This window comes from Aeromonas ichthyocola, assembly GCF_046087985.1.
GTDB classification, from domain to species: domain Bacteria; phylum Pseudomonadota; class Gammaproteobacteria; order Enterobacterales; family Aeromonadaceae; genus Aeromonas; species Aeromonas rivipollensis.
In genome coordinates this window covers 372,839-392,887 of sequence record NZ_JBJSWH010000003.1, presented here as the reverse complement: position 1 = coordinate 392,887, position 20,049 = coordinate 372,839, and the positions used below count along the sequence as shown (strand labels likewise).

Here is a 20,049-nt window from a genome sequence, read left to right as displayed (position 1 = left end):
AGTGCGGCGTGAGAGGCAAATTCAAATCCCTGACCATGGTCAACTGGAACGGCTTCTTCGCCCGAACCTTCGATCTCGACCAGCTGGTCACCACCCTGTCCGGCGGCAACGGGGCGGGCAAGTCCACCACAATGGCGGCTTTTATCGCGGCCCTGATCCCGGATCAGTCCCTGCTGCATTTTCGCAACACCACGGAAGCGGGCTCCAGCAGCGCGTCCCGTGACAAGGGGCTCTACGGCAAGCTGCAGCGAGGCCACTGCTATTCGCTGCTGGAAGTGATGAACAGCCGCGAGCAGCGGATCTGGGTCGGTGTGCACCTGGAGCAGGTGGCGAATCGCGACAACAAGGTCAACATCACCCCCTTCGCCCTGGTGGACGTGCCAGAAAACCTGCAACCCACGGATCTGCTGCTGGAGAAACTCCATGACGGCAAGGGCCGGGTGCGCGCCTTCGCCGATCTGAAGGGGGCCGCCGCCGAGCTGGGGGCTATGAAGGTCGCCAAGTTCAATACGGTGACCGATTATCACAACTTCATGTTCGAGTTCGGCATCACTCCGAAAAAGCTGCGTGATCAAAAAGATCGCGGCAAGTTCTATCGCCTGATCGAGGCCTCCCTCTACGGCGGCATCTCTTCGTCCATCAGCCGTTCCTTGCGGGAATACCTGCTGCCGGAGAACTCCGGGGTGCGCAAGGCGTTCCAGGACATGGAGGCGGCCATCTACGAGAACCGCCGCACCCTGGAAGCCATCAAGGAGACCCAGGGCCAGCGGGATCTGTTCAAGAACCTCATTACCGAGACCACCCACTATGTGGCGGCCGAGTATGTGCGGGGCGCCGCCGAGAAGAACCGTCTCTCCGAGCTGGCCCTGAAGGCGCGCTCTGAGCTCGCCGGCAAGCGTCGCCTGCTGGCGGAAGAGAAGCAGCGCGCCATCTATCTGGCGGACGAGGTGGATCAGCTCACCAACCGCGAGAAGCTGTTGACCGACGAGCTGGAGTCCGCCGCCGAGCACCTGGCCAAGGTGATGGCCGCAGTGGCGCTGCAAAAGAAGATAGAGCTGTATCGCGCCGATCTGCGGGAGCTCAACGACAAGCTCGAGCAGCAGCAGGCGGTGGTGGAAGAGATCCACGGCCAGTTGCTGGAAGTGGAGGAGCGCAAGGAGCTGGCCCAGGCAGAAGTAGACAGCCTCAAGACCCAGCTCGCCGACTATCAGCAGGCGCTGGATATTCAGCAGACTCGCGCCATCCAGTACCGCCAGGCGGTGCAGGCGCTGGAGACGGCCCGCGCGCAGTGCGAACTGCCGGGACTGACCGCCGAACAGGCGAGCGACACCTTGCATCAGTTCCGCGCCGCCGAGCAGAGCCTTACCAGTCGAGTACTGGGGGCCGAGCAGCAGCTGGCGCTGGCCAAGGCCGCGGTGGCCGAGCATCAGGCCGCCCTGACGCTGCTTTTGAGCATCGCCCCCGAGACCGCCCGCGAGGCCGCCTGGCCCACGGCGCAGGCGCTGCTCAAGCGTCACATCGAAGACAAAGCCCGCATTGCGCAGGGGCAGGGGCTGCGCGCGGCGCTGGCCCGCCTTGAGAAAGAGAGCGACAGCCAGCAGGCGCTCTTCCGCTTGCGCGATGAGTTGCAGCAGGCGTCTGGCCAGCTGATCGCGAGCCAAGACGAGCTGGAGATCTTTCTCGAAGCCCAGCGCAACCGTCAGGAGGAGCTCGCCGATCAGCAGGCGGAGGCGAATCAGCGCCGCGCCAGCCTCGAGCATCAGGGCGCCCAGCTCGGCCGCGATATCACAGAGCTGACCAGGCTGGCGCCGCGCTGGCTCAAGTCGTTCGAGAAGCTCGAACAACTGCGCGAGCAGAGCGGATTGCCGCTGGCCACAGCCGAGGAACTCTCGGCCGGTATGCAGACAGTGCTCGACAAGGAGCGGGAGTTCGAGCAGGAGAGCAACCGCATCCAGGGCCAGAAACAGGCCCTGGAGCTGCAAATTCGCAACCTGCAGTTGGGTGCTGGCGAGGCGGATCCGCGCCTGGCCCGCATCGCCGAGCAGGTGGGGGGCGTGCTGCTCTCCGATGTCTATGACGACATCTCCATCGACGATGCCCCTTACTATTCGGCGCTCTATGGCCCGGCTCGCAGTGCCCTGGTGGTGCTCGACCTTGAGGGCGCCATAGAGCGACTGAAAAAGCTGGAAGATTGCCCGGAAGATATCTACCTCATTCAGGGCAACCCCGACTCCTTTGACGAGGATCTGGTGGAAGCCGACGAGCTCGGTGACGCCGTGCTGGTGCGCACCAGCAAGCGTCAGGTGCGCTTCTCCCGCTATCCCGAGCTGCCGCTCTTTGGCCGCGCCGCCCGGGAGAAACGCATAGAGCAGCTCGATCTCGAGCGGGAAAATCTTATCGAGGGCTACGCCAAGGCCGCCTTCGAGCAACAGAAGTACCACCGCCTCTACGGGCATTTTCGAGACTTTATCGGCCAGCATCTGGATATCGCCTTCCGCCCCGATCCGGAAGCCGAAGTGCAGGCCAAACAGGCCGAGCTGCGCGCGCTGCAAGGGGCCATCGGCGAGTGCGACAAGCAGCTGAGTGAGGCCAAGGCGGCCGCCGCCCAGCTGACTCGCCATATCCAGCTGGTACAGGGGATGCTGCCCTTTGCCCATCTGTTTGCCGAGACTGATCTGGCGGCCCGCCTCGAGGCGGCCCACGCCGACGTCGAGGCCCTTAAAACAGCCGAAGCCTTTATCGCCCAGCACGGCAAGGGGCTTGAGAGGCTCGAGACCCTGGTGCAGGTGCTGCGCCAGGATCCCCAGGATCTCTCTGCCCTGCAGGCAGCCTTTGACGAGGCGAGCGAACTGCTGGCCGAGCAGAAGCGCCGTTGCTACGCGCTGGATCAGTTGGTGGCCCGTCTGCCGCACTTTGCCTATCAGGATGCGCAAGACCTGCTGGGCAAAGCCTCAGAGATGAGCGAGCGACTCAAAGAGAAGCTCAAAGCCGCCGAGCTGGCGGCCCGCACCGCCGGTGAGCAGCACAAGCAGATTGCCCAGCGCCACACCGAGGCGTTGCAGCTGCGTACCGCGCTCGATTCCAGCGCCTCGGCCAAGGGCCAGACCCTGGCGGAGTTCGAGCAGGAGCTGGGGGCCATGGGGCTCACCCTGTCGGACGACATGGAAGAGAAATCCCGCGCCCACAAGAAGGAGATCGAAGAGCTGCTCATTCGCACCCGCTCCCGTCGCACCAGCGCCGAGGCCCAGTTGCAGGTGACCAAGCGCGAGATTGAATCCCTGGGCGGTCGTCTCAAGCTGGAAGGCAAGGACTACTTCGGCGCCCGTAAATCCCTGGTGGGCCACAAGGCGAACTGGTCTCGGGTAGTGCGGCTGGCGCGGGAGACAGACGTCGAGAAGCGCCTCAACAAGCGCGAGCTGGCTTATCTTGACAGCGACGAGCTGCGCTCCATGTCGGACAAGGCCCTCGGCGCCCTGCGGGTGGCGGTGGCCCACGACGAGGCCCTGCGCGATGCGCTGCGCCTCTCTGAAGGCAACCGCAGCACGGAGCAGAAGGTCGCCTTCTACGTGCAGGTCTACCGATATCTGAAAGATCGCATCCGCAACGACATCATCCGCTCGGACGATCCTGTGGAGGCCATCGAGGAGATGGAGATCGAGCTGGCGCGGCTCGCCGACGAGCTCAAGCAGCGGGAGAACCATCTGTCCCTCTCCTCCCACGAGGTGGCGGCCAAGATCACCAACATCATACGCCGGGAGCAGAACCGCATCCGGGTGCTCAACCAGGGCCTGCAGAACATCGCCTTCGGCCTGGTGCGCGGGGTGCGCCTCAACGTCAACATCCGAGAGGCCCACACTCGCCTGCTGACCGCGCTCGCCGATCAGAGCGCCATGCACAACGATCTGTTCGCCGACAAGGAGCTCAGCTTCTCCGAGGCCATGGCCAAGCTGTTCCAGCGCCTGAACCCGCAGATAGAGCAGGGGGAGCGTAACTACCAGGTGATGGGGGACGTGCTGCTGGACTATCGCAACTACCTGGAGCTCGAAATCGAGGTACAGCGTGGTGCCGATGGCTGGCTGCGTGCCGAGAGCGGCGCCCTCTCCACCGGCGAGGCGATAGGTACAGGTCAGGCCATCCTGCTGATGGTGCTGATCAGCTGGGAGGAGGAGTCCCGCCGTCTGCGCGGCAAGGACATCGCCCCCTGCCGTCTCTTGTTCCTCGACGAAGCGGCGCGCCTGGACGGCAAGTCCATCGCCACCCTGTTCGAGCTGTGCGAGCGCCAGGACATGCAGCTGCTTATCGCGGCGCCGGAGAACATCAGCCCCGAGAAGGGCACCACCTACAAGCTCATCCGCAAGGTGCAGGGCAAGCACGAGCACGTGCACGTGGTGGGGCTGCGGGGCTTCGGTTTCGCCGATGACAAGCTGATCGCCTGACCTCTTCCCCTGACAGGGGCTGACGGGTGAACACACAAACGGGAGGCTTGGGCCTCCCGTTTTCCATGGGAAATATGAGAGAGTAGGCGCCTGTTCGCGGGATCCAGACTGGCGATGCAGGGTAACGGCCATGGCACATCAACCTGACATCGCATCGAGGGAATAAAGCATGACGTGGAAATTACAAAAAGGGCTGCTGGCCTCCCTGTGCCTGCTGCTCGCGGCCTGCAGCAGCCAGCCTGATGCGGGCAGTGCGGGCAACGGGCGAGGTTATACCCAGACGGGGCTGGCCTCCTACTATGCCGATCGCTACCACAACAAGCGCACCGCAAGCGGCGAGCCCTACCAGAAGAGCGCCAACACCGCCGCCCATATGACGCTGCCCTTCGGCGCCATGGTGCGGGTGACCAACCTTGCCAACGGCAAGAGCGTGGTGGTGCGGGTCAATGACAGGGGCAACTTCCCCAGAGGCCGGATCATCGATCTCTCAAGAGCGGCATTTAGCAGCATAGGCAACACCCGCTCCGGTCTTCTCAAGGTCAAGGTCGAGGTGTTGTAGAGGGCCATAAGCCCGGCCCATTGCACAGCGGGAAACGGCAAGGCCCCGGACATTGCATCTCAGCGTTGACAGCCTCCAGCCTCCAGTCGTATCTGTGTTATTGCATGACTGCCACTCAAGGCACTCGGCTTGTCTCTTGCTGCCCCTCGCCAGGGCGCCAATATGGAGGTTGTTGAGATGACGAACCGCACACCCATTCAGGCTACACAGATCCCGGAGAACAAGGCAAAGTCCCTCTATCCGGAGCCCTTCGCCTCCCTGGTCAAACACCGCACCAGACGCAGACTGGGGGACCACTTCGGTCTTGCCAATCTGGGGGTGAACCTGACGACCCTGGCGCCGGGCGCCATCTCGGCGCTCAAGCACCACCACAGCAAGCAGGATGAGTTCATCTATGTGCTCTCGGGCACCCCTATGCTGCGTTATGGGGAGGAGGAGTACCTGATGTCGCCGGGGGAGTGCATCGGCTTCAAGGGCGGCAACGGCCTGGCCCACCAGTTGCTCAACCCTGGGGAGGTGGAGGCGGTTTATCTCGAGCTGGGGGACAGGCTGGCGGGGGACACAGTCCAATACCCGGATGACGATCTGGCCCTGGTTCAGGGCGCCGATGGCGCCTGGGCTGCCAGTCATAAGGACGGGACCCCTTATTAGGGGCCCATCACTCTTTGGGAAAGCATGATAAGCCTATGAAATTCATCCCCTTCGGTGACGTGCGCGCAGAGGATTTTCTGCCCCTGGTCAACGACGAGACGCTGCGAAAGCACCTGATTGACCATCCCTCCTTCGAGCTGGCCACGGTGCGGCGCTGGATGGAGGAGAAGATGGCGATAGATGCGCTGCCCGGTTGCCGCGTGCGCGCCGTCCTCATCGATGGCCGACTTGCGGGGTGGTGCGGCCTCCAGCCCGATGAGGAGGGAGTCGAGATAGCCATCGTCATCGCCAAGGCGGGTTGGGGCAGGGGTCTCGCCATCTTCAACGAGATGATGGGGTGGGCGCGCAGCATGGGCCATCAGGAGGTCGTCTTTCATCTGCTTGGCACCCGCCCCTTATACAAGTCCCTCGCCAGGCGCGCCACCAGGGTGACGAAGAGGACACTGTCGGGGCACCCCTTCACCACCTATTACTTCAGCGTTTAGATCTGGAGCAGGCCCTGACGGCGAGCCACGTTCTTGCTTCTGGCCGCGCTTATGTCTCTGCCGCCGTCCCGTTGTTCACCCGGGTGAACACTCTGTCCATCCTGCCCCTCTATATCGACCTGGCCGCCATGCCTACACTGGGCGCCATGTTGAGGGAGGCGGCTGCCATGAGAGGGCAGGCACCTCCCGGTCTCTTGATGATGTGACAGTGGAGAAGTAGGGATGAAGAGAGAGTCGGACAAGATAGTGTCGATCGCCGTGCTCAAGGCCAAAGCCGGCATGAGAGAGCGCCTGCGCCACGAGTTGCTCGCGCTGATAGCGCCCACCCGCCGGGAGCCTGGCAATCTCGATTATGTGCTGTTCGAGCTCAAAGACGAACCCGGCACCTTCTACATGCGCGAAGCCTTCGTCAGTCAGGCCGCCCTGGATGCCCACTGCGAGACGGACTATTTCCAGGCCTTCGCCCGCCAGGCGGACGACTTGCTGGCAGAGCCCCTTCGCCTCATCTTCATGGAAGAGGTGAGCCCGCCATCGGCCATGGGACCGGGCTGAGATCTGGCTCTGCTCTTCCCTCGAGCCAGTTTGCCCCCGTTCCCAAAGGGTGCGGATTCGCTATGATTGAGATGGCGCAGTGACTGGTACTGAGGGCGCTGCATGCAAACCCCGGTTGTCACTAGTCAAAGGTGGTATTGGGCCTATTGTCGGCCGTCACGGGAGGCGTCATGAAGAGAACCCTGATCCTGGTGCGTCACGGCAAGTCGAGCTGGGAAGAGAAGGGGCTGACTGACAGGGCGCGGCCGCTCGCCGAGCGGGGCCTGCGCGACGCGCCCCTGATGGGCAGACGGCTGGCGCACGACAAGGTGAGGCCCGATCTCATCCTCTCGAGCCCCGCCTGCCGGGCCTTGTCGACGGCGAATATCATCGCCGAGGTGCTCGGCTACCGGCCAGAGGAGATAATGACGGACGAGCGGCTCTATGGCGCAGATGTGAGGACCCTGATAGAGGTGATGGGTGAGCTGGGTGACGAGTTAAGATGCGTCATGCTCTTTGGTCACGATCCCGAGTTCACCGACCTTGCCCACCGTTTTTCCGGTAGGATCACCCGGATGCCGACTTGCGCCGTCGCCCGCTTCACCTTTGACGCCCCCTCCTGGTCGGCCGCCGCGTCGCAAACGCCGCTGACGGCCGTGCTCGACTATCCGAAAAAGGGGTAAGTGAATAGCAAGAGGAAGCGCAGGGTTGTCGCTCACCGGGGTCTGGTGAAGAAGCTGGCAAGAGAGCAAACAAGAAGGGGAGCCCAGGCTCCCCTTCGCATTTCCGTCATGTCGCTTATTTGGCGGCGATCGGCCCCTTGGTGCCCGCATCGTTATCGACCCAGCCATCTTCCCCCTTGATGCGACGATCCCCCTGTATGGTGTAGATGACCATGCCGTCCTTGAACACTAGGGCCCCGTCGGATTTCTTGGCACTGACCTTCTTGTCGTTGACCCACACCTGATCCTTGTCGTCGATGCGGATGGTGGCGACGGTGGCGCCCGTCTCGGGGAAGGTGGCGACCCAGTTGCCGGCGTAGGGGCTGGCGCTGGTGGCCGCCGCCGGAGCATCACCAAACCCGGCGGCCGCGTTCTCGGCCTTGGTCTTGTTGATGTCGCAACCACTGAGCTCGCTCACCTGGGTGCAGCCGGAGCGTTCCAGCTTCTGTTCATAGCTCATGTTCAGACCGCTGTCGGCGGCCGGGGCGGCAGCACCGAATCCCGCCTTGGCGTTCTCCGCCTTGGTCTTGTGAATATCGCAGCCCTGGGCCTCGGTCACCTGGGTGCAGCCGGAGCGCTCCAGCTGCTGGGCATATTTTGCGTTGATGGCGTGAGCCGGGGCCATGCCCAGCAGGGTCAGGGTCACGATCAGAGCAGCATTCCTGGACATAATTCATCCCTCAAAATGTGAGTCTTGCCGGTTCATCGCAGCCTTGACTGCCATGAGCAACAGCCTGGGTTCGCGGCAATATCCTGGGTGCGAGGTGGCAGGCCTGTTTCACGTTAGCACCTGGAGCTGGACTCGCACAGGGGCGCGAAAAAATAGGTGCCATCCACGGGCTCCCTGAGTCCGAGGGCTCAGCTTTGGGGCACTCTTATCCCCTTATCGAGGTAGAGGCTGCTGTAGTGGGCGCGATGGGTGACGAACATCACCTGGTGGCGGCTGCCATCGGAGAGAATGACGAAATCCCCGGTCTGGGCCGGGCTTTGCAAGAGGATCTCGTGCTCGGGGGCCGTCAGCTTGTCGACCTCTTCCCTGAAGATGAGGGTGTATGAATACATATGGCACTCCACTGCAGGCGCATATACAGACAGGTTTCCCAACTCTAGTCGCCAGTGCCCGGATCCGCGGCGCTCAAGCGGCACCTGTGCGGCCGTTAATTTTATGGGTAAGCTGACCCCTGATGCGCGCCCCCGGAAGGGGCCGCAAGGATGAGCCTATGAACCCCATTTTTCGTGAAGCAAGAAGCCAAGGAGTTGTCATGACGGAACTGGTCACTGAGCTGGTGCGGATCGCCGCCTTTTCCGAAGGATCCCGCGGGGGCAATCCCGCCGGTGTCTGGGTAGGGGCCCAACTGCCGACGGCGGAAGAGATGCAGCGGATCGCCGCAGAGGTTGGATTCTCGGAGACGGCCTTCGCCGCCCCGCTGCACAGCGAGGGGCAAGGCGTAGAGGTGCGCCAATGGCAGGTGCGCTACTTCTCTCCCGAGGCGGAGGTGCCGTTTTGCGGCCATGCGACCATAGCCCTCGGGGTGGCGCTGGCGCGCCGCTTCGGGGCAGGGGACCATGCCTTGCGTCTCAGCCAGACCCAGATTCGGGTCTCGGGCTGGCAGGATGAGCAGGGGCAATGGCAGGCGGCGCTGCAATCCCCGCCAACCCGCAGCAAACCTGCGCCGGCGGATCTGATGCGCGAAACCCTGGCGCTGTTTGGCTATGATGCGGCCAGCCTGGATCCCCGCATACCCCCGGCGATCATCCACGGCGGCGCCGATCATCTGGTGCTGGCGCTCAAGGATCGCGCAACGCTCTCGGCCATGCACTATTCGCAGGCGCAGGGGCGCCTGCTGATGCGCCGCGAGGGCCTGGTGACCATTCTGCTGGTGCATGTGGCCGGAGATCGGTTGTTCCACACCCGCAATGCCTTCGCCTACGGCGGCGTCTATGAGGACTCGGCCACCGGGGCCGCGACCGCCGCCTTCGCCGGCTATTTGCGCGACCTCCACTGGCCCCACGGCGGCGCCATCGACATAGTGCAGGGGGAAGACATGGGCATGCCGTCGCGGCTGCGCGCCGAGATCCCGGCGGAACCCGGCAGTTCAATTCGGGTGTCAGGCGGGGCGCGGTGGATCTGAACCGGCATCATACGCAATACCACGTCAGTTGAGGCAGGAGGACAATGTCGATGGGATTGTTTGAACGAGCGGATATTCGTGCATTGAGCGAAAAGCTGCTGGGGTTGTCACAGGGGCAGGGGATGCTACTGACTAGCGCCGCAGGCCGAGAGTTGGATGACATGCTCAAGCGCGTTGGCGGTGTGCAACCGCTCGGTTTGGGTGCGCGGCGTCAGCTTACCGAGCGGGGTCGTGTTTTTTTGATGGACAAGCTCGCAGAGGCAGCAGACGACAATGTCTGGTCGGGTGATGCCGTGCTGACAGAGTTGGGTTGCCAACTGCCTCGGCGCATTAACGGTGCAACCCTGAGTGGCCTTTGGCACCGAGACTGCAAGATCAGATTGTCACAGAATCACATGGAGCAGGTTACAGCGCTGGGGCTTAGGGTATTTGGTGATGAGGTCATACGATTACGTACCTTGACACCGCTGACATTGGTCGATGTGGAGGGCAGACGGCACGACATGACCGCTGTGATGATGCTTCTGGGGGAGTTGGCATTGCCAGAACGAGCCTTGGTCGGGTTGGAAGGCATGGAATGGGAAGGGCGGCAGTTAGTCACGGTGGAAAACAAGGGTGCCTTCGTGGACTACCCGCTGCAAGAGGGCGAATTGCTGCTGTATGTCCCTGGCCGCAATACCACCCTGGCAAAGCAACTGCTCCCCCTATTGCCAGAGAGCCTCCCCTGGGCACACTTTGGGGATCTGGATCAACGTGGCCTGGACATTGCCACCGAACTGGCGGGGGCTCTGGGTCGTCCTCTGGCGCTCTGGTTACCCGACAATCTCATGGATTACGTCCATCACTATGCCCGCGACTTACTCCGTCAGCCGAAAGAACAAAAGAGGCAGCGAGGCAAAATTGCTTGGCGAGACAACATAGCACCCGTTCAGGGGAGCACAGTGCTGGCAGAGGCATTGGCTCATTTGACCGCCAATAAAGCCTGGTTGGAACAAGAAGTCCTGGTCACAGCCAGACGCTGGCAGGTATGGGCACTTGGTGTTGAGAGGGAAATCGCACAATAAAAAACCGCCCTTATGAAGGGGGCGGTTTATACATGGTTGCCGACCCTTATTTCAGGGCTTTCTTCAGCTTCTTGATCTTGCCTTCGTGCTTGGCAATTTTATCCTTGCGGGCGGCGATTTTCTTCTTGATATCTTTCTTGCTGGCTTTGGCCATAGGTAGTGCTCCTTGTGTCAAGAGGACATCATGGGGTCATGATGTTCAGGATCTGTCCATGTGAATAGCCCAGAGTGCCACATGAATTCCATCCGGGCCAGTGCTTCAGGGTTCCGGGAGCGGATGCTCCCCTGACGCAAATCCGGCGAAGGGGTGGCTCGCTCATCGGGACTGGTTTGCAGGATAGTCCAGTTTCCCGGCGGCGCCACTGTGGCAGCGCCGACATTGTCGGTGGCCAGACAACAAAAAAGCGCCCATGGGGGCGCTTCTTGCATCATCCGAACCACCAGCCAGGGGATCAGGCCTTCTTCAGGTAGGCCGCGACCAGCACTATCTGCACGCCGTTGACCTTGCCTTCGATGTGCAGCGGGTTGTTGGTCAGGCGAATGCCCTTGACCAGGGTGCCACGCTTGGCGGTGAAGCCGCCGCCCTTGACCTCGAGATCCTTGATCAGGGTGACGGAATCCCCCTCCTGCAGCACGGCGCCGTTGGAGTCGACGGTGGGCACGCTGTCGTCATCGTCGCTGGCGCTGCCCGCTTCGGCCCAGGCCTTGGTCTCTTCTTCCATGTACATCATGTCCAGCATGTCCTGGGCCCAGATCTCGCCCCGGGCGGACAGGTTTTTAAGCTGGCGCCATGCCATCACCTGCACTGCCGGCACCTGGCTCCACATGCTGTCACCCAGGCAGCGCCAGTGGTTGACCTCTGTGGTGTCCGGCTGCTCCAGCTGGCCACGGCAGGTGGTGCACAGCGCCACGCTGTGGTCATCGTCACTGGCGGGGGAGTGTGGCACCGGGAAGGCAGTCAGCGCATGTTCTGCTCCACACAGCTCACACTTGGCGTCCGCACGCGCTTGCAGGATGGCATTGATGGTCATGTTTTGGTTCCGTTCATATGGGTAAAACGACCCGCTTGGGCGAGTCGCGCTAATGAGGGGGCGGAATATAGCACAAATCCCTGCTTTTTGTCAGGCTACCAGCAAGGGCGGGGGGCAGGCGCGCTGGCGAGTGCTTTTTGATGGCAGATCGCTAGAATGAGCCTCCCTTTTGGATAGCAGGACAAGCTCACCGTGCTGGCTCACCGTTTTCGACAACTGGATCGCTTGCTGACCGAAGAGAGACGCTGGTGGCAATACCAGCCCTATCATCATCTGAGCCTGGCCTTCGCCGACCAGGCCCCCGAGCTTGCCGTCTGCCTGAGCGGCCTCAGTCTTGACGAGATAGCGCGGCTCGACGGCGACATGGGGGCGCTTTGCGCCCTGCTTGCCCCCTGGATCCCGGCAGGGGCCGAGCTCCATGCCCTGAGCGAGCTGGACGCCTTTGTCCCCGAACTCATTCACTGTGCCAGGGCCATGGCGATGTACATGCCGGGGCGCAAGCAGGCGCAGATAGAAGCCTTCACCGGTTGCCTGCCCGCCCATCAGGGCCCCTATCTGGAGTGGTGCGCCGGCAAGGGCCACCTGGGGCGCCTGGTCTCCCTGCATCGAGGGGCCGAGATCCTGAGCCTCGAATTGCAGCGCACGCTCTGCGAGGAGGGGCGGCAGCTCGCGGCGCGGGATGGTGCCCGCATGCAGTTTGTGGAGGCCGACGCCTTCGCCGCCGAGTCGGGGGCGCTCATCGCCCCGCACCATCACGCCATGGCGCTCCATGCCTGTGGCGAGCTGCATACCCATCTGCTGGAGCAGGTGGCCGAGCGCGGCGCCCGGGGCGTGACCCTCTCCCCCTGTTGCTATCACCTGATCCGCACCTCTCATTACCGCCCCCTGTCACAGGCCGCCAAGGCCAGCGCCCTGCACCTTGGCAAGAGTGACTTGAAGCTGCCGCTGCAGGAGACGGTGACCGGCGGTGCCCGCATCTCCCGCCTGCGCGAGCAGGAGGTGATCTGGCGTCTCGCCTTCGATTGCCTGCAGCGTGAGGTGCGCGGGGTGGATGAGTACCTGCCGGTGCCCAACCTGCAAAAGAGCCTGCTGGCGGGCAGTTTCGAGTCCTTCTGTGACTGGGCCGCCGAGCGCAAGGAGATGGTGTTGCCTGGGGGGATAGACCATGGCGATTTCCTCGCCAGGGGGGAGCGACGCTTTGGGGACGTCGCCCGCATGGAGCTGGTGCGCCATCTGTTTCGCCGTCCGCTGGAGATCTGGCTCGCCCTGGATCGCGCCCTCTTCCTCGAGGAGCAGGGCTATGAGGTAGAGCTGGGGGCATTTTGCGACAAGCCCATGACCCCTCGCAATCTGCTGATCCGGGCGGTGCGCGTCCGCGGCGCATAAAAACGAGCGTTCCGGGATCAAAATGAGGCCGTAGCGAGGTTTCATCTGAGTGCAGAGTGAAATGGCTCACAATTTCGCCAAACTCTTAATTCTTGTCGTGAATTTAGTTGTGGGGGCGCCTATGCTCGCCCTGAACTTCACATTGAGACAAGGATTGTTATCTATGTTCACACTCAAGCGCAGCGCCTGGCTCATCACCCTTGCCTGGGCCTTGCCAAGCCAGGGGGCCATGACGATCCAGCCCGATCCGCAGACCAGCGGCGGCTATCTGATAGCGGCGCCGGATCTCGCCGCCGTTGAAAAAGCCAAGACGGCCAACCCCATGTACGGCATCTGGTCAAAGGCATTGGCCACCCGACCCAACACCCTGGTGGAGGCGATTGTGCCGAGGCGAGCCGACAACCCGGACAACGTCAAACGGGTCGAGCGGGTCTTTACCGAGTCGGACTGGGATTTTTTGACCCAGATGGCGGCGCCTGAATATACCTATGAGCGCTTCCTGCGGGCGGTCGGCAAGTTCCCCGCCTTCTGCGGCGACTACACGGACGGGCGCAATGCGGACGCCATCTGCAAAAAATCCATCGTCACCGCCTTCGCCCACTTTGCTCAGGAGACCGGCGGCCATATCGGCAAGGACAATGTGTCCGACAACCCGCTGGGGCTCGAGGAGTGGCAGCAGGCGCTGGTACATGTGCGCGAGATGGGCTGGGCCGAGGGACAACTCGGCTATACCACGGGCTGTGGCCAGAATGACTGGCAGAACAGGAAATGGCCCTGCAGCACGGGGCAAGGCTACTTTGGCCGTGGCGCTAAACAGCTCTCCTATCACTTCAACTACGGCGCCTTCTCCGAGGCGATGTTTGACGGCAACGCCTCTGTGCTGCTGAACAACCCCGGCCTGGTGGCCGACTCCTGGCTCAACCTCGCCTCCGCCATCTGGTTCTTCCTGACGCCGCAAGCCCCCAAACCCGCCATGTTGCACGTCATCGACAGAACCTGGGTGCCCTCCCAGCGCGAGATCGCGGCGGGCATCGGCTATGGCTTTGGCACCACCATCAATGTCATCAACGGTGGCATAGAGTGTGGCGAGCAGAACAAGAACAAGGGACAGCCGGTCAACCGCATCCGTTACTGGGAAGGGTTGGCCGCCCACTACGGGATCCCGCTGCTCCCGGACGAGAAGAATACCTGCTGGCAGCAGACTCCCTATGGCAGCCTCAACCTGAACGGCGCGACCGACGTGCTCTACACCAACTGGGACGGCAACTGGAAATATTATGCCGACAGGCCGGGTGGCTACTCGTTCGAGTGCGAGCTGGTGGGATTCCAGACCGCCTATTCGGCCCTGGTGCCGGGGGATTACGAGAAGTGCGTGACCAACTTTTACGGCTCCCACGCCAACTGGCCCAAGGTGCGGGTGGTGGCCAAGCTCGATCCCGCGCCCGTTGATCCGACCGACCCGCCCGTGGGAGATGTGCCTGCCTGGGTGGCCAGCAAGGTCTACACCGCAGGCAATAAAGTCAGCCACAAGGGCGTGGTGTATCAGGCGAAGTGGTGGACCCAGGGCAACGAGCCGGGCAAGGGAGATCCCTGGGCGCCGGTGAACTGAGCCCGGCAGGCCGCGTCATCAGTCATGATGGGGAAGGGGGGTGATGGGCCTCTCTTCCCCTCTTTCATGGGGATCCGGCGCAAGGGGGCTTCTGATCGGCCCGGCGGGCACTTGCCTGCGCTCTTCATCTATTCGAGGGAGCTTGGGAGCTCATCCCACACAGAGGAGTGACACATGAATATCGCCATCCATTTTGAAATTCCGGTGCAGGATCTGACGCGAGCCATCCGCTTCTATGAAGCGCTCTTCGAGATAACCCTCGAGCGGGCGCACATAGATGACAACGAGATGGCGCTGTTCCCGCTCCTTGACGGCATGGCGGGCTGCTCCGGCGCCCTGGCAAAGGGGGAGAGTTATGTGCCGAGCCAGGATGGTACCCGGGTCTATCTGAAGGTCGCGGACATAGAGCGGGCCATGGCCCGGGCGCTGACAGCGGGAGGGGAGTGTCTCTATACCATCACCCGGGTGGGGGAGCACATTCGGGTGGCCGAGATCAGGGATTGCGAAGGCAATCGCATCGCCCTGCAGGAGGGGCCCTGAGTGTTATTCATCCCGTGCATGGGGGTTGTTGAATCATTCATGTGATAAATGATGGTGGCGAATTTCCCCTTTTGGGGGGAGGCCAGGGTCGTCGGCCCCGCGGCGGGGCCCCGGGATGGTCAGTTGCCGCCGCCCGGATCCCGTGCTACTTCATCTGGTGCGGCAAGGAGTCAAGATCCACTTAGCCCCGTCTGCCGCTCAGCACTCAAGGAGGCATCATGGAAGGTCATTGTCTGTGTGGCGGGATCACCGTTTCAAGCGGCGATCACAAGGAGGTCAACCTGTGTCACTGCGCCATGTGCCGGCGCTGGTCCGGCGGGCCCATGTTCGCGGTGCATGGCGGCAAGGGGGTCAGTTTCAAGGGGCTCAGCCCTGTGGCCTACCGCTCGTCCGAGTGGGCGGAGCGCGGCTTCTGCCCCACCTGCGGCACCCACCTTTTCTACCATCTGTTGCCGACGGACGAGTACATCCTCTGTGCCGGGCTGTTTCAGGAACAGGCGTTCGAGCTCACCGGGCAGATCTTTATCGACGAGAAACCGGACTTCTACGAGCTTAAAAACGACACCCCGACCCTGACCGGGCAGCAGGTGTTCGAGCAGTTCGCCCCCAAACCCTGAGCCCGTCGCTGCGCCAGCAGTGTCGGCAAAACCCCAAGGAGACTGTCATGGATGAGCAACAGAAGGTGAGGGGGCCTGCCTCCTATTTTCCCTCCATCGAGAAAACCTATGGGCAGCCGATTGCCTACTGGCTGGCCCTGCTGGCGGGCCGGGAGGAGCGCAAACACATGGCGCTGGTGGCCTGGCTCAAGGCCGAGCACGGCCTGGGCCACGGCCATGCCAATGCCCTGGTGGCCCACTTTTTGGCGCAGCCCGATGCGCCTGGCGTGGCATAAAAATGCCGCAACGTAGGAAAGGCAGAGGAGAAGAGGGATGAAGATAAGCGTCAGCGTCCGGGTCGAGCGGCCACTCGCTCTGGTATGGGAGGGGTGGAACACTCCCGCCAGCATCATGGCATGGAATGCCGCCTCCCCCGAGTGGCACTGCCCCGGCAGTCGGGTGGATCTGCGGGTCGGCGGGCTTTTCTGTCACCGTATGGCCGCCCGGGATGGCAGCATGGGGTTTGATTTCGAGGGCACCTTCACCGAGGTGGTGCCCCTAACCTCCCTGGGTTACGTCATGGACGATGGCCGCGCCGTCAGGGTGACGTTCGTGGAGGAGCAGGGAGGCACCCGGGTGCACGAGGAGTTCGACGCCGAATCCGAACACAGCGACGAGCAGCAGCGTGCCGGCTGGCAGAGCATACTCGACAACTTCAAACGCTATATGGAAAGCGCGCCCTGAGACGCGCTTTTCGATCAACCTTCTCCTGCCCGGCGCCGGGCTACTCCTCGATATCCAGCAGCACCAGAATGGCGCTCTCGCCCCCCCATTCCCCCGCGGGGCCTGATGGAAGGCGCGCACATTGGGGTGCTGGGCCAGCCAGCTCGGAATGCGCTGCTTGAGCACATGTTTGCCGATGCCGTGCATCACGGAGGCGACGTGAATGTTCTCTTTCTGGCACAGGGTGAGCAGGGCGGCCAGCTCCTGCTTGGCCTGGAGCTGACTCATGCCATGGAGATCCAGATAGATCTCCGGCGGATAGAGGCCGCGCTTGAGCTTTTTCAGCTCGAATTTTGACACGTCTTCACGCACAAATCGGGTCGGGCCCTCTTCGTCCAGATGAGGCTGGTACTCGTCGCTGAAAAAGTGGTCAACCCCAAGCTTTTCGCGGCTTTCGCGCAGTTCGCGTTTCTGCTTGACCGGGCTTGAGGAGGCCCTTATGGTATCTTGCTTAATTTTCCGGGTACCTTTGACAGCATCACGAAACAGCAGGCTTTCCTCGTCTGTGGGTGAGGGCGATTTTTTCATCAGGTACTCGTCTTGCTCGCTGTATAGAATTCTCGGGCCGGATATTACTCGACTTGGAGGTGGATTTGGACAAGATATTTATCGACGAGGTGGTTGCCGAGATGCACACCATCCAGGACATGTTGCGCTGGGCCATGAGTCGTTTCAACGACGCCGGGATCTTCTACGGACATGGTACCGACAACGCCTGGGATGAGGCCGTGCAACTGGTGCTGCCCGCGTTACATCTGCCGCCGGACGTGGATCCGGGCATGCGCCACTCCCGCCTGACCACCAGCGAGCGCCACCGCATCGCCGAGCTGATCATCCGCCGGGTACAGGAGCGGGTGCCTGCCGCCTACCTGACCAACAAGGCCTGGTACGCGGGTTGGGAGTTCTACGTGGACGAGCGGGTGCTGATCCCGCGCTCCCCCATCGCCGAGATGGTGGCTAACCGCTTCGCCCCCTTCCTCAAACATGAACCGACCCGGATCATGGATCTCTGCACCGGCTCGGGTTGCATCGCCATCATCATGGCCCACGAGTTCCCCCATGCGGAAGTGGATGCCATCGACATCAGCGTCGATGCCCTCAACGTGGCCGAGCGCAACATCAACGACCATGGCCTCGAGCAGCAGGTCATCCCGATCCGCTCCGATCTGATGCGCGACCTGCCCGCCGGCGACAAGTACGATCTCATCGTCTCCAACCCGCCCTATGTGGACTCCGAGGACATGTCGGACTTGCCGGAGGAGTTTCGCCACGAGCCGGAGCTGGCGCTGGCATCGGGCTCCGATGGCCTCAAGCTCACCAAGCGCATCCTGGCCAACGCCGCGGACTTCCTCAAGGATGACGGTGTGCTGGTGGTCGAGGTGGGCAACAGCATGATCCACCTGGAAGCCCAATTCCCCGAGGTGCCCTTTACCTGGGTCGAGTTCGAGAACGGCGGTCACGGCGTCTTCGTGATGACCCGCGCCGAGCTGGTGCAGTACCAGGCCCATTTCGCGATTTACAAGAGCTAAGCAGCAAGGAGCACCCATGGCAGGGAACAGTTTTGGCCAACTCTTTCGGGTCACCACCTTCGGCGAGAGCCACGGCCTGGCGCTCGGCGCCGTGGTCGACGGTTGCCCCCCGGGGCTGGAGATAAGCGAAGCGGATCTGCAAATCGATCTGGACAGGCGCAAGCCCGGCACCTCCCGCTATACCACCCAGCGCCGCGAAGCGGATGAGGTGAAGATCCTGGCCGGGGTGTTCGAGGGACGCACCACGGGTACCTCCATCGGGCTCTTGATCGAGAACACCGATCAGCGCTCCAAGGACTACTCCGAGATCAAGGATCTGTTCCGTCCGGGCCACGCCGACTACACCTATCACCAGAAGTACGGTCAGCGTGACTACCGCGGCGGTGGCCGCTCCTCGGCGCGCGAGACCGCCATGCGGGTGGCGGCGGGGGCCATCGCCAAGAAGTACCTCAAGCAGATGCACGGCATCGAGATAGTGGGCTTCCTCTCCCAGCTCGGCCCCATCAAGGCCGAGGCCTTCGACGCGAGCCAGATCGAGCAGAACCCCTTCTTCTTCCCCGATGCGGGCAAGCTGGAGGCCCTCGACGAGTACATGCGGGCGCTCAAGAAAGAGGGCAACAGCATAGGCGCCAAGGTGGCTGTCATTGCGCGCAACGTGCCTGTGGGTCTGGGTGAGCCGGTGTTCGACCGGCTCGACGCCGACATTGCCCACGCCATGATGGGCATCAATGCGGTGAAAGGGGTCGAGATAGGTGACGGTTTCGCCGTGGTGGAGCAAAAAGGCTCGGAGCATCGCGACGAGATGACCCCGGCCGGCTTTGCCAGCAACCATGCGGGCGGCATCCTCGGCGGCATCTCCTCCGGCCAGGACATAGTGGTGAGCATGGCGCTCAAGCCCACCTCCAGCATCACTGTGCCGGGCAAGACCATCAACACCAGCGGCGAGGCCACCGAGATGATCACCAAGGGGCGCCACGATCCTTGTGTCGGCATCCGTGCCGTGCCCATCGCCGAGGCCATGCTGGCCCTGGTGCTGATGGATCACCTGCTGCGCCACCGTGCCCAGAACCAGGGCGTGCATACCCAGACCCCGCTGCTGCGCTGATCTGCAAGCAGCGCTGTCAGCTGATCAGTGGTGCAGCCGTGACACAGTCAAAAGGCGACCTCAGGGTCGCCTTTTTCATGGGTATTCATCGGTGCAATGTCAGGGTCGGGGGACCTTCAGCCCCGGGTTGTCGAGGCGGCACACCGGCGGGGCGGCGCCACGTCACGGCCGGGTGGGGGCATGGCGGCATCGATTGACCCGGGCGAGCTGCGCATCGCTCACCGCCTGGCTGGCAAACATCAGGCTGACCGGCTGGTGGTGCAACAGCAACTGGCAGCGGATAAAGCCGTCGGCCCCCAGCTGGGCCAGCCGGTAGCGGGCGTATTGCCACTCCATGATGACGCCATCGAGACGGCGGGCCAGCAGCAGATCGATCAGTCGGTCATCCGCGTTGTATTCGCTCGCCATTTTAAGGGCGGGACAGCTATCCATCTGATGCATGGGGCGGGTGCCGCGCAGCTTGCCAAGACGCAGCTGGCTTTGCTGGCAAAGCTGCGAACAGGTATCCCCAGCCAGGGATCCGCTGGCCCGGGATGGGGTTGTTGCTCAGCAGCACGAAGCTGGCGCGTCTGATAGGGCACCGAGAAGCGGGCAAAGGCGCGCCGCTCCGGCAGTCTTCAGGGCCCCCATGGCCACGTCCAGCTGCTGCTGCTCCAGCAGATGCATGGCCCGCGCCCAGGGCAGGTTGCGAAAGTGGGATTCCAGCCCCCGCCCACTCAGGATCTGGCGGGTCAGGGTGACGTCCAGCCCATCCGAGCTCCCTTCGGGGATCTATGTAACTGAACGGGGGCCAGTGGCTCCAGGCCACCGACAGTGGGCTCTCCTGCAGCGCCAAGGGGCCCAACTGCGAACAGGAGAGCAAGGCCAATGCCAGTGGATAGCGGTCTGGA

20 protein-coding genes and 1 pseudogene are annotated in these 20,049 nt (G+C 62.6%); 16 read left to right on the top strand and 5 right to left on the bottom strand.

Annotation, left to right across the window (positions count from 1 at the left end; translation table 11 throughout):
• The first annotated feature begins 8 nt into the window (after positions 1-8).
• From mukB to ACF2JD_RS10625, 6 genes are all read left to right on the top strand, one after another.
• The gene (mukB, locus tag ACF2JD_RS10650; RefSeq protein ID WP_440987385.1) at positions 9-4,436 is read left to right on the top strand and encodes a chromosome partition protein MukB; all 4,428 of its coding nucleotides are present in this window, start codon (positions 9-11) and stop codon (positions 4,434-4,436) included.
• Positions 4,437-4,605: 169 nt separating this feature from the next.
• Positions 4,606-4,995, top strand: coding sequence for a septal ring lytic transglycosylase RlpA family protein (locus tag ACF2JD_RS10645; protein WP_106886699.1), 390 nt, complete (start codon positions 4,606-4,608; stop codon positions 4,993-4,995).
• A gap of 177 nt (positions 4,996-5,172) precedes the next feature.
• Complete coding sequence (locus ACF2JD_RS10640; RefSeq protein WP_411649803.1) at positions 5,173-5,646, top strand: cupin domain-containing protein; 474 nt, start codon at positions 5,173-5,175, stop codon at positions 5,644-5,646.
• Positions 5,647-5,681: 35 nt separating this feature from the next.
• On the top strand, positions 5,682-6,131 hold the full coding sequence (locus ACF2JD_RS10635) for a GNAT family N-acetyltransferase (protein WP_411649802.1): 450 nt from the start codon (positions 5,682-5,684) through the stop codon (positions 6,129-6,131).
• A 222-nt stretch (positions 6,132-6,353) separates the two neighbouring features.
• Positions 6,354-6,683, top strand: coding sequence for a putative quinol monooxygenase (locus ACF2JD_RS10630; protein ID WP_393938256.1), 330 nt, complete (start codon positions 6,354-6,356; stop codon positions 6,681-6,683).
• Between the two features lie 170 nt (positions 6,684-6,853).
• On the top strand, positions 6,854-7,345 hold the full coding sequence (locus ACF2JD_RS10625) for a histidine phosphatase family protein (RefSeq protein WP_440987384.1): 492 nt from the start codon (positions 6,854-6,856) through the stop codon (positions 7,343-7,345).
• Between the two features lie 115 nt (positions 7,346-7,460).
• Here ACF2JD_RS10625 and ACF2JD_RS10620 read toward each other — a convergent pair whose 3' ends face one another.
• The gene (locus ACF2JD_RS10620; RefSeq protein ID WP_394293438.1) at positions 7,461-8,054 is read right to left on the bottom strand and encodes a hypothetical protein; all 594 of its coding nucleotides are present in this window, start codon (positions 8,052-8,054) and stop codon (positions 7,461-7,463) included.
• Between the two features lie 188 nt (positions 8,055-8,242).
• Positions 8,243-8,446, bottom strand: coding sequence for a hypothetical protein (locus ACF2JD_RS10615; RefSeq protein ID WP_440987383.1), 204 nt, complete (start codon positions 8,444-8,446; stop codon positions 8,243-8,245).
• A gap of 200 nt (positions 8,447-8,646) precedes the next feature.
• On the opposite strand from ACF2JD_RS10615, the gene ACF2JD_RS10610 reads away from it, so the two are divergent.
• Positions 8,647-9,516, top strand: coding sequence for a PhzF family phenazine biosynthesis isomerase (locus tag ACF2JD_RS10610; protein WP_440987382.1), 870 nt, complete (start codon positions 8,647-8,649; stop codon positions 9,514-9,516).
• Positions 9,517-9,566: 50 nt separating this feature from the next.
• Positions 9,567-10,580, top strand: a complete 1,014-nt coding sequence (locus ACF2JD_RS10605; RefSeq protein ID WP_404836392.1) for a Wadjet anti-phage system protein JetD domain-containing protein — start codon at positions 9,567-9,569, stop codon at positions 10,578-10,580.
• Positions 10,581-11,032: 452 nt separating this feature from the next.
• Here ACF2JD_RS10605 and ACF2JD_RS10600 read toward each other — a convergent pair whose 3' ends face one another.
• Entirely contained in the window at positions 11,033-11,611 is a 579-nt protein-coding gene (locus tag ACF2JD_RS10600; protein ID WP_025327068.1) for a PhnA domain-containing protein, read from the bottom strand.
• 192 nt (positions 11,612-11,803) lie between these two features.
• On the opposite strand from ACF2JD_RS10600, the gene ACF2JD_RS10595 reads away from it, so the two are divergent.
• The 6 genes from ACF2JD_RS10595 to ACF2JD_RS10570 all read left to right on the top strand — a co-directional run bounded on the left by ACF2JD_RS10595 (position 11,804) and on the right by ACF2JD_RS10570 (position 16,486).
• Positions 11,804-12,997 (top strand): methyltransferase, encoded by a 1,194-nt coding sequence (locus tag ACF2JD_RS10595; RefSeq protein ID WP_404836336.1) that lies wholly within the window; start codon positions 11,804-11,806, stop codon positions 12,995-12,997.
• A gap of 163 nt (positions 12,998-13,160) precedes the next feature.
• On the top strand, positions 13,161-14,606 hold the full coding sequence (locus tag ACF2JD_RS10590; protein WP_404836337.1) for a chitinase: 1,446 nt from the start codon (positions 13,161-13,163) through the stop codon (positions 14,604-14,606).
• 174 nt (positions 14,607-14,780) lie between these two features.
• Complete coding sequence (locus ACF2JD_RS10585; protein WP_440987381.1) at positions 14,781-15,146, top strand: VOC family protein; 366 nt, start codon at positions 14,781-14,783, stop codon at positions 15,144-15,146.
• Positions 15,147-15,364: 218 nt separating this feature from the next.
• Positions 15,365-15,763, top strand: a complete 399-nt coding sequence (locus ACF2JD_RS10580) for a GFA family protein (protein WP_025327064.1) — start codon at positions 15,365-15,367, stop codon at positions 15,761-15,763.
• 47 nt (positions 15,764-15,810) lie between these two features.
• Complete coding sequence (locus ACF2JD_RS10575) at positions 15,811-16,038, top strand: DUF4287 domain-containing protein (RefSeq protein ID WP_440987380.1); 228 nt, start codon at positions 15,811-15,813, stop codon at positions 16,036-16,038.
• 37 nt (positions 16,039-16,075) lie between these two features.
• Positions 16,076-16,486: an SRPBCC domain-containing protein gene (locus ACF2JD_RS10570; protein ID WP_440987379.1), complete on the top strand. Its 411-nt coding sequence runs from the start codon at positions 16,076-16,078 to the stop codon at positions 16,484-16,486.
• A 40-nt stretch (positions 16,487-16,526) separates the two neighbouring features.
• Here ACF2JD_RS10570 and smrB read toward each other — a convergent pair.
• Positions 16,527-17,053 (bottom strand): annotated as a pseudogene (gene smrB, locus ACF2JD_RS10565) (endonuclease SmrB).
• A 65-nt stretch (positions 17,054-17,118) separates the two neighbouring features.
• Here smrB and prmB point away from each other — a divergent pair.
• Both prmB and aroC read left to right on the top strand, forming a co-directional pair.
• Positions 17,119-18,054, top strand: a complete 936-nt coding sequence (gene prmB, locus ACF2JD_RS10560; protein ID WP_106887942.1) for a 50S ribosomal protein L3 N(5)-glutamine methyltransferase — start codon at positions 17,119-17,121, stop codon at positions 18,052-18,054.
• Positions 18,055-18,070: 16 nt separating this feature from the next.
• The gene (aroC, locus tag ACF2JD_RS10555; protein ID WP_025327059.1) at positions 18,071-19,159 is read left to right on the top strand and encodes a chorismate synthase; all 1,089 of its coding nucleotides are present in this window, start codon (positions 18,071-18,073) and stop codon (positions 19,157-19,159) included.
• Positions 19,160-19,321: 162 nt separating this feature from the next.
• On the opposite strand, the gene ACF2JD_RS10550 is transcribed toward aroC, so the two are convergent.
• Positions 19,322-19,600 (bottom strand): hypothetical protein, encoded by a 279-nt coding sequence (locus ACF2JD_RS10550; RefSeq protein WP_440987378.1) that lies wholly within the window; start codon positions 19,598-19,600, stop codon positions 19,322-19,324.
• Positions 19,601-20,049 lie beyond the last annotated feature (449 nt).

What these genes read in the sequence shown, in the direction of transcription:
- ACF2JD_RS10645 (WP_106886699.1), top strand. Translation starts at nt 4,606, where the DNA reads ATGACGTGGAAATTACAAAAAGGGCTGCTGGCCTCCCTGTGCCTGCTG.
- ACF2JD_RS10640 (WP_411649803.1), top strand. Translation starts at nt 5,173, where the DNA reads ATGACGAACCGCACACCCATTCAGGCTACACAGATCCCGGAGAACAAG.
- ACF2JD_RS10635 (WP_411649802.1), top strand. Translation starts at nt 5,682, where the DNA reads ATGAAATTCATCCCCTTCGGTGACGTGCGCGCAGAGGATTTTCTGCCC.
- ACF2JD_RS10630 (WP_393938256.1), top strand. Translation starts at nt 6,354, where the DNA reads ATGAAGAGAGAGTCGGACAAGATAGTGTCGATCGCCGTGCTCAAGGCC.
- ACF2JD_RS10625 (WP_440987384.1), top strand. Translation starts at nt 6,854, where the DNA reads ATGAAGAGAACCCTGATCCTGGTGCGTCACGGCAAGTCGAGCTGGGAA.
- ACF2JD_RS10620 (WP_394293438.1), bottom strand. Translation starts at nt 8,054, where the DNA reads ATGTCCAGGAATGCTGCTCTGATCGTGACCCTGACCCTGCTGGGCATG.
- ACF2JD_RS10615 (WP_440987383.1), bottom strand. Translation starts at nt 8,446, where the DNA reads ATGTATTCATACACCCTCATCTTCAGGGAAGAGGTCGACAAGCTGACG.
- ACF2JD_RS10610 (WP_440987382.1), top strand. Translation starts at nt 8,647, where the DNA reads ATGACGGAACTGGTCACTGAGCTGGTGCGGATCGCCGCCTTTTCCGAA.
- ACF2JD_RS10605 (WP_404836392.1), top strand. Translation starts at nt 9,567, where the DNA reads ATGGGATTGTTTGAACGAGCGGATATTCGTGCATTGAGCGAAAAGCTG.
- ACF2JD_RS10600 (WP_025327068.1), bottom strand. Translation starts at nt 11,611, where the DNA reads ATGACCATCAATGCCATCCTGCAAGCGCGTGCGGACGCCAAGTGTGAG.
- ACF2JD_RS10590 (WP_404836337.1), top strand. Translation starts at nt 13,161, where the DNA reads ATGTTCACACTCAAGCGCAGCGCCTGGCTCATCACCCTTGCCTGGGCC.
- ACF2JD_RS10585 (WP_440987381.1), top strand. Translation starts at nt 14,781, where the DNA reads ATGAATATCGCCATCCATTTTGAAATTCCGGTGCAGGATCTGACGCGA.
- ACF2JD_RS10580 (WP_025327064.1), top strand. Translation starts at nt 15,365, where the DNA reads ATGGAAGGTCATTGTCTGTGTGGCGGGATCACCGTTTCAAGCGGCGAT.
- ACF2JD_RS10575 (WP_440987380.1), top strand. Translation starts at nt 15,811, where the DNA reads ATGGATGAGCAACAGAAGGTGAGGGGGCCTGCCTCCTATTTTCCCTCC.
- ACF2JD_RS10570 (WP_440987379.1), top strand. Translation starts at nt 16,076, where the DNA reads ATGAAGATAAGCGTCAGCGTCCGGGTCGAGCGGCCACTCGCTCTGGTA.
- aroC (WP_025327059.1), top strand. Translation starts at nt 18,071, where the DNA reads ATGGCAGGGAACAGTTTTGGCCAACTCTTTCGGGTCACCACCTTCGGC.
- ACF2JD_RS10550 (WP_440987378.1), bottom strand. Translation starts at nt 19,600, where the DNA reads ATGCATCAGATGGATAGCTGTCCCGCCCTTAAAATGGCGAGCGAATAC.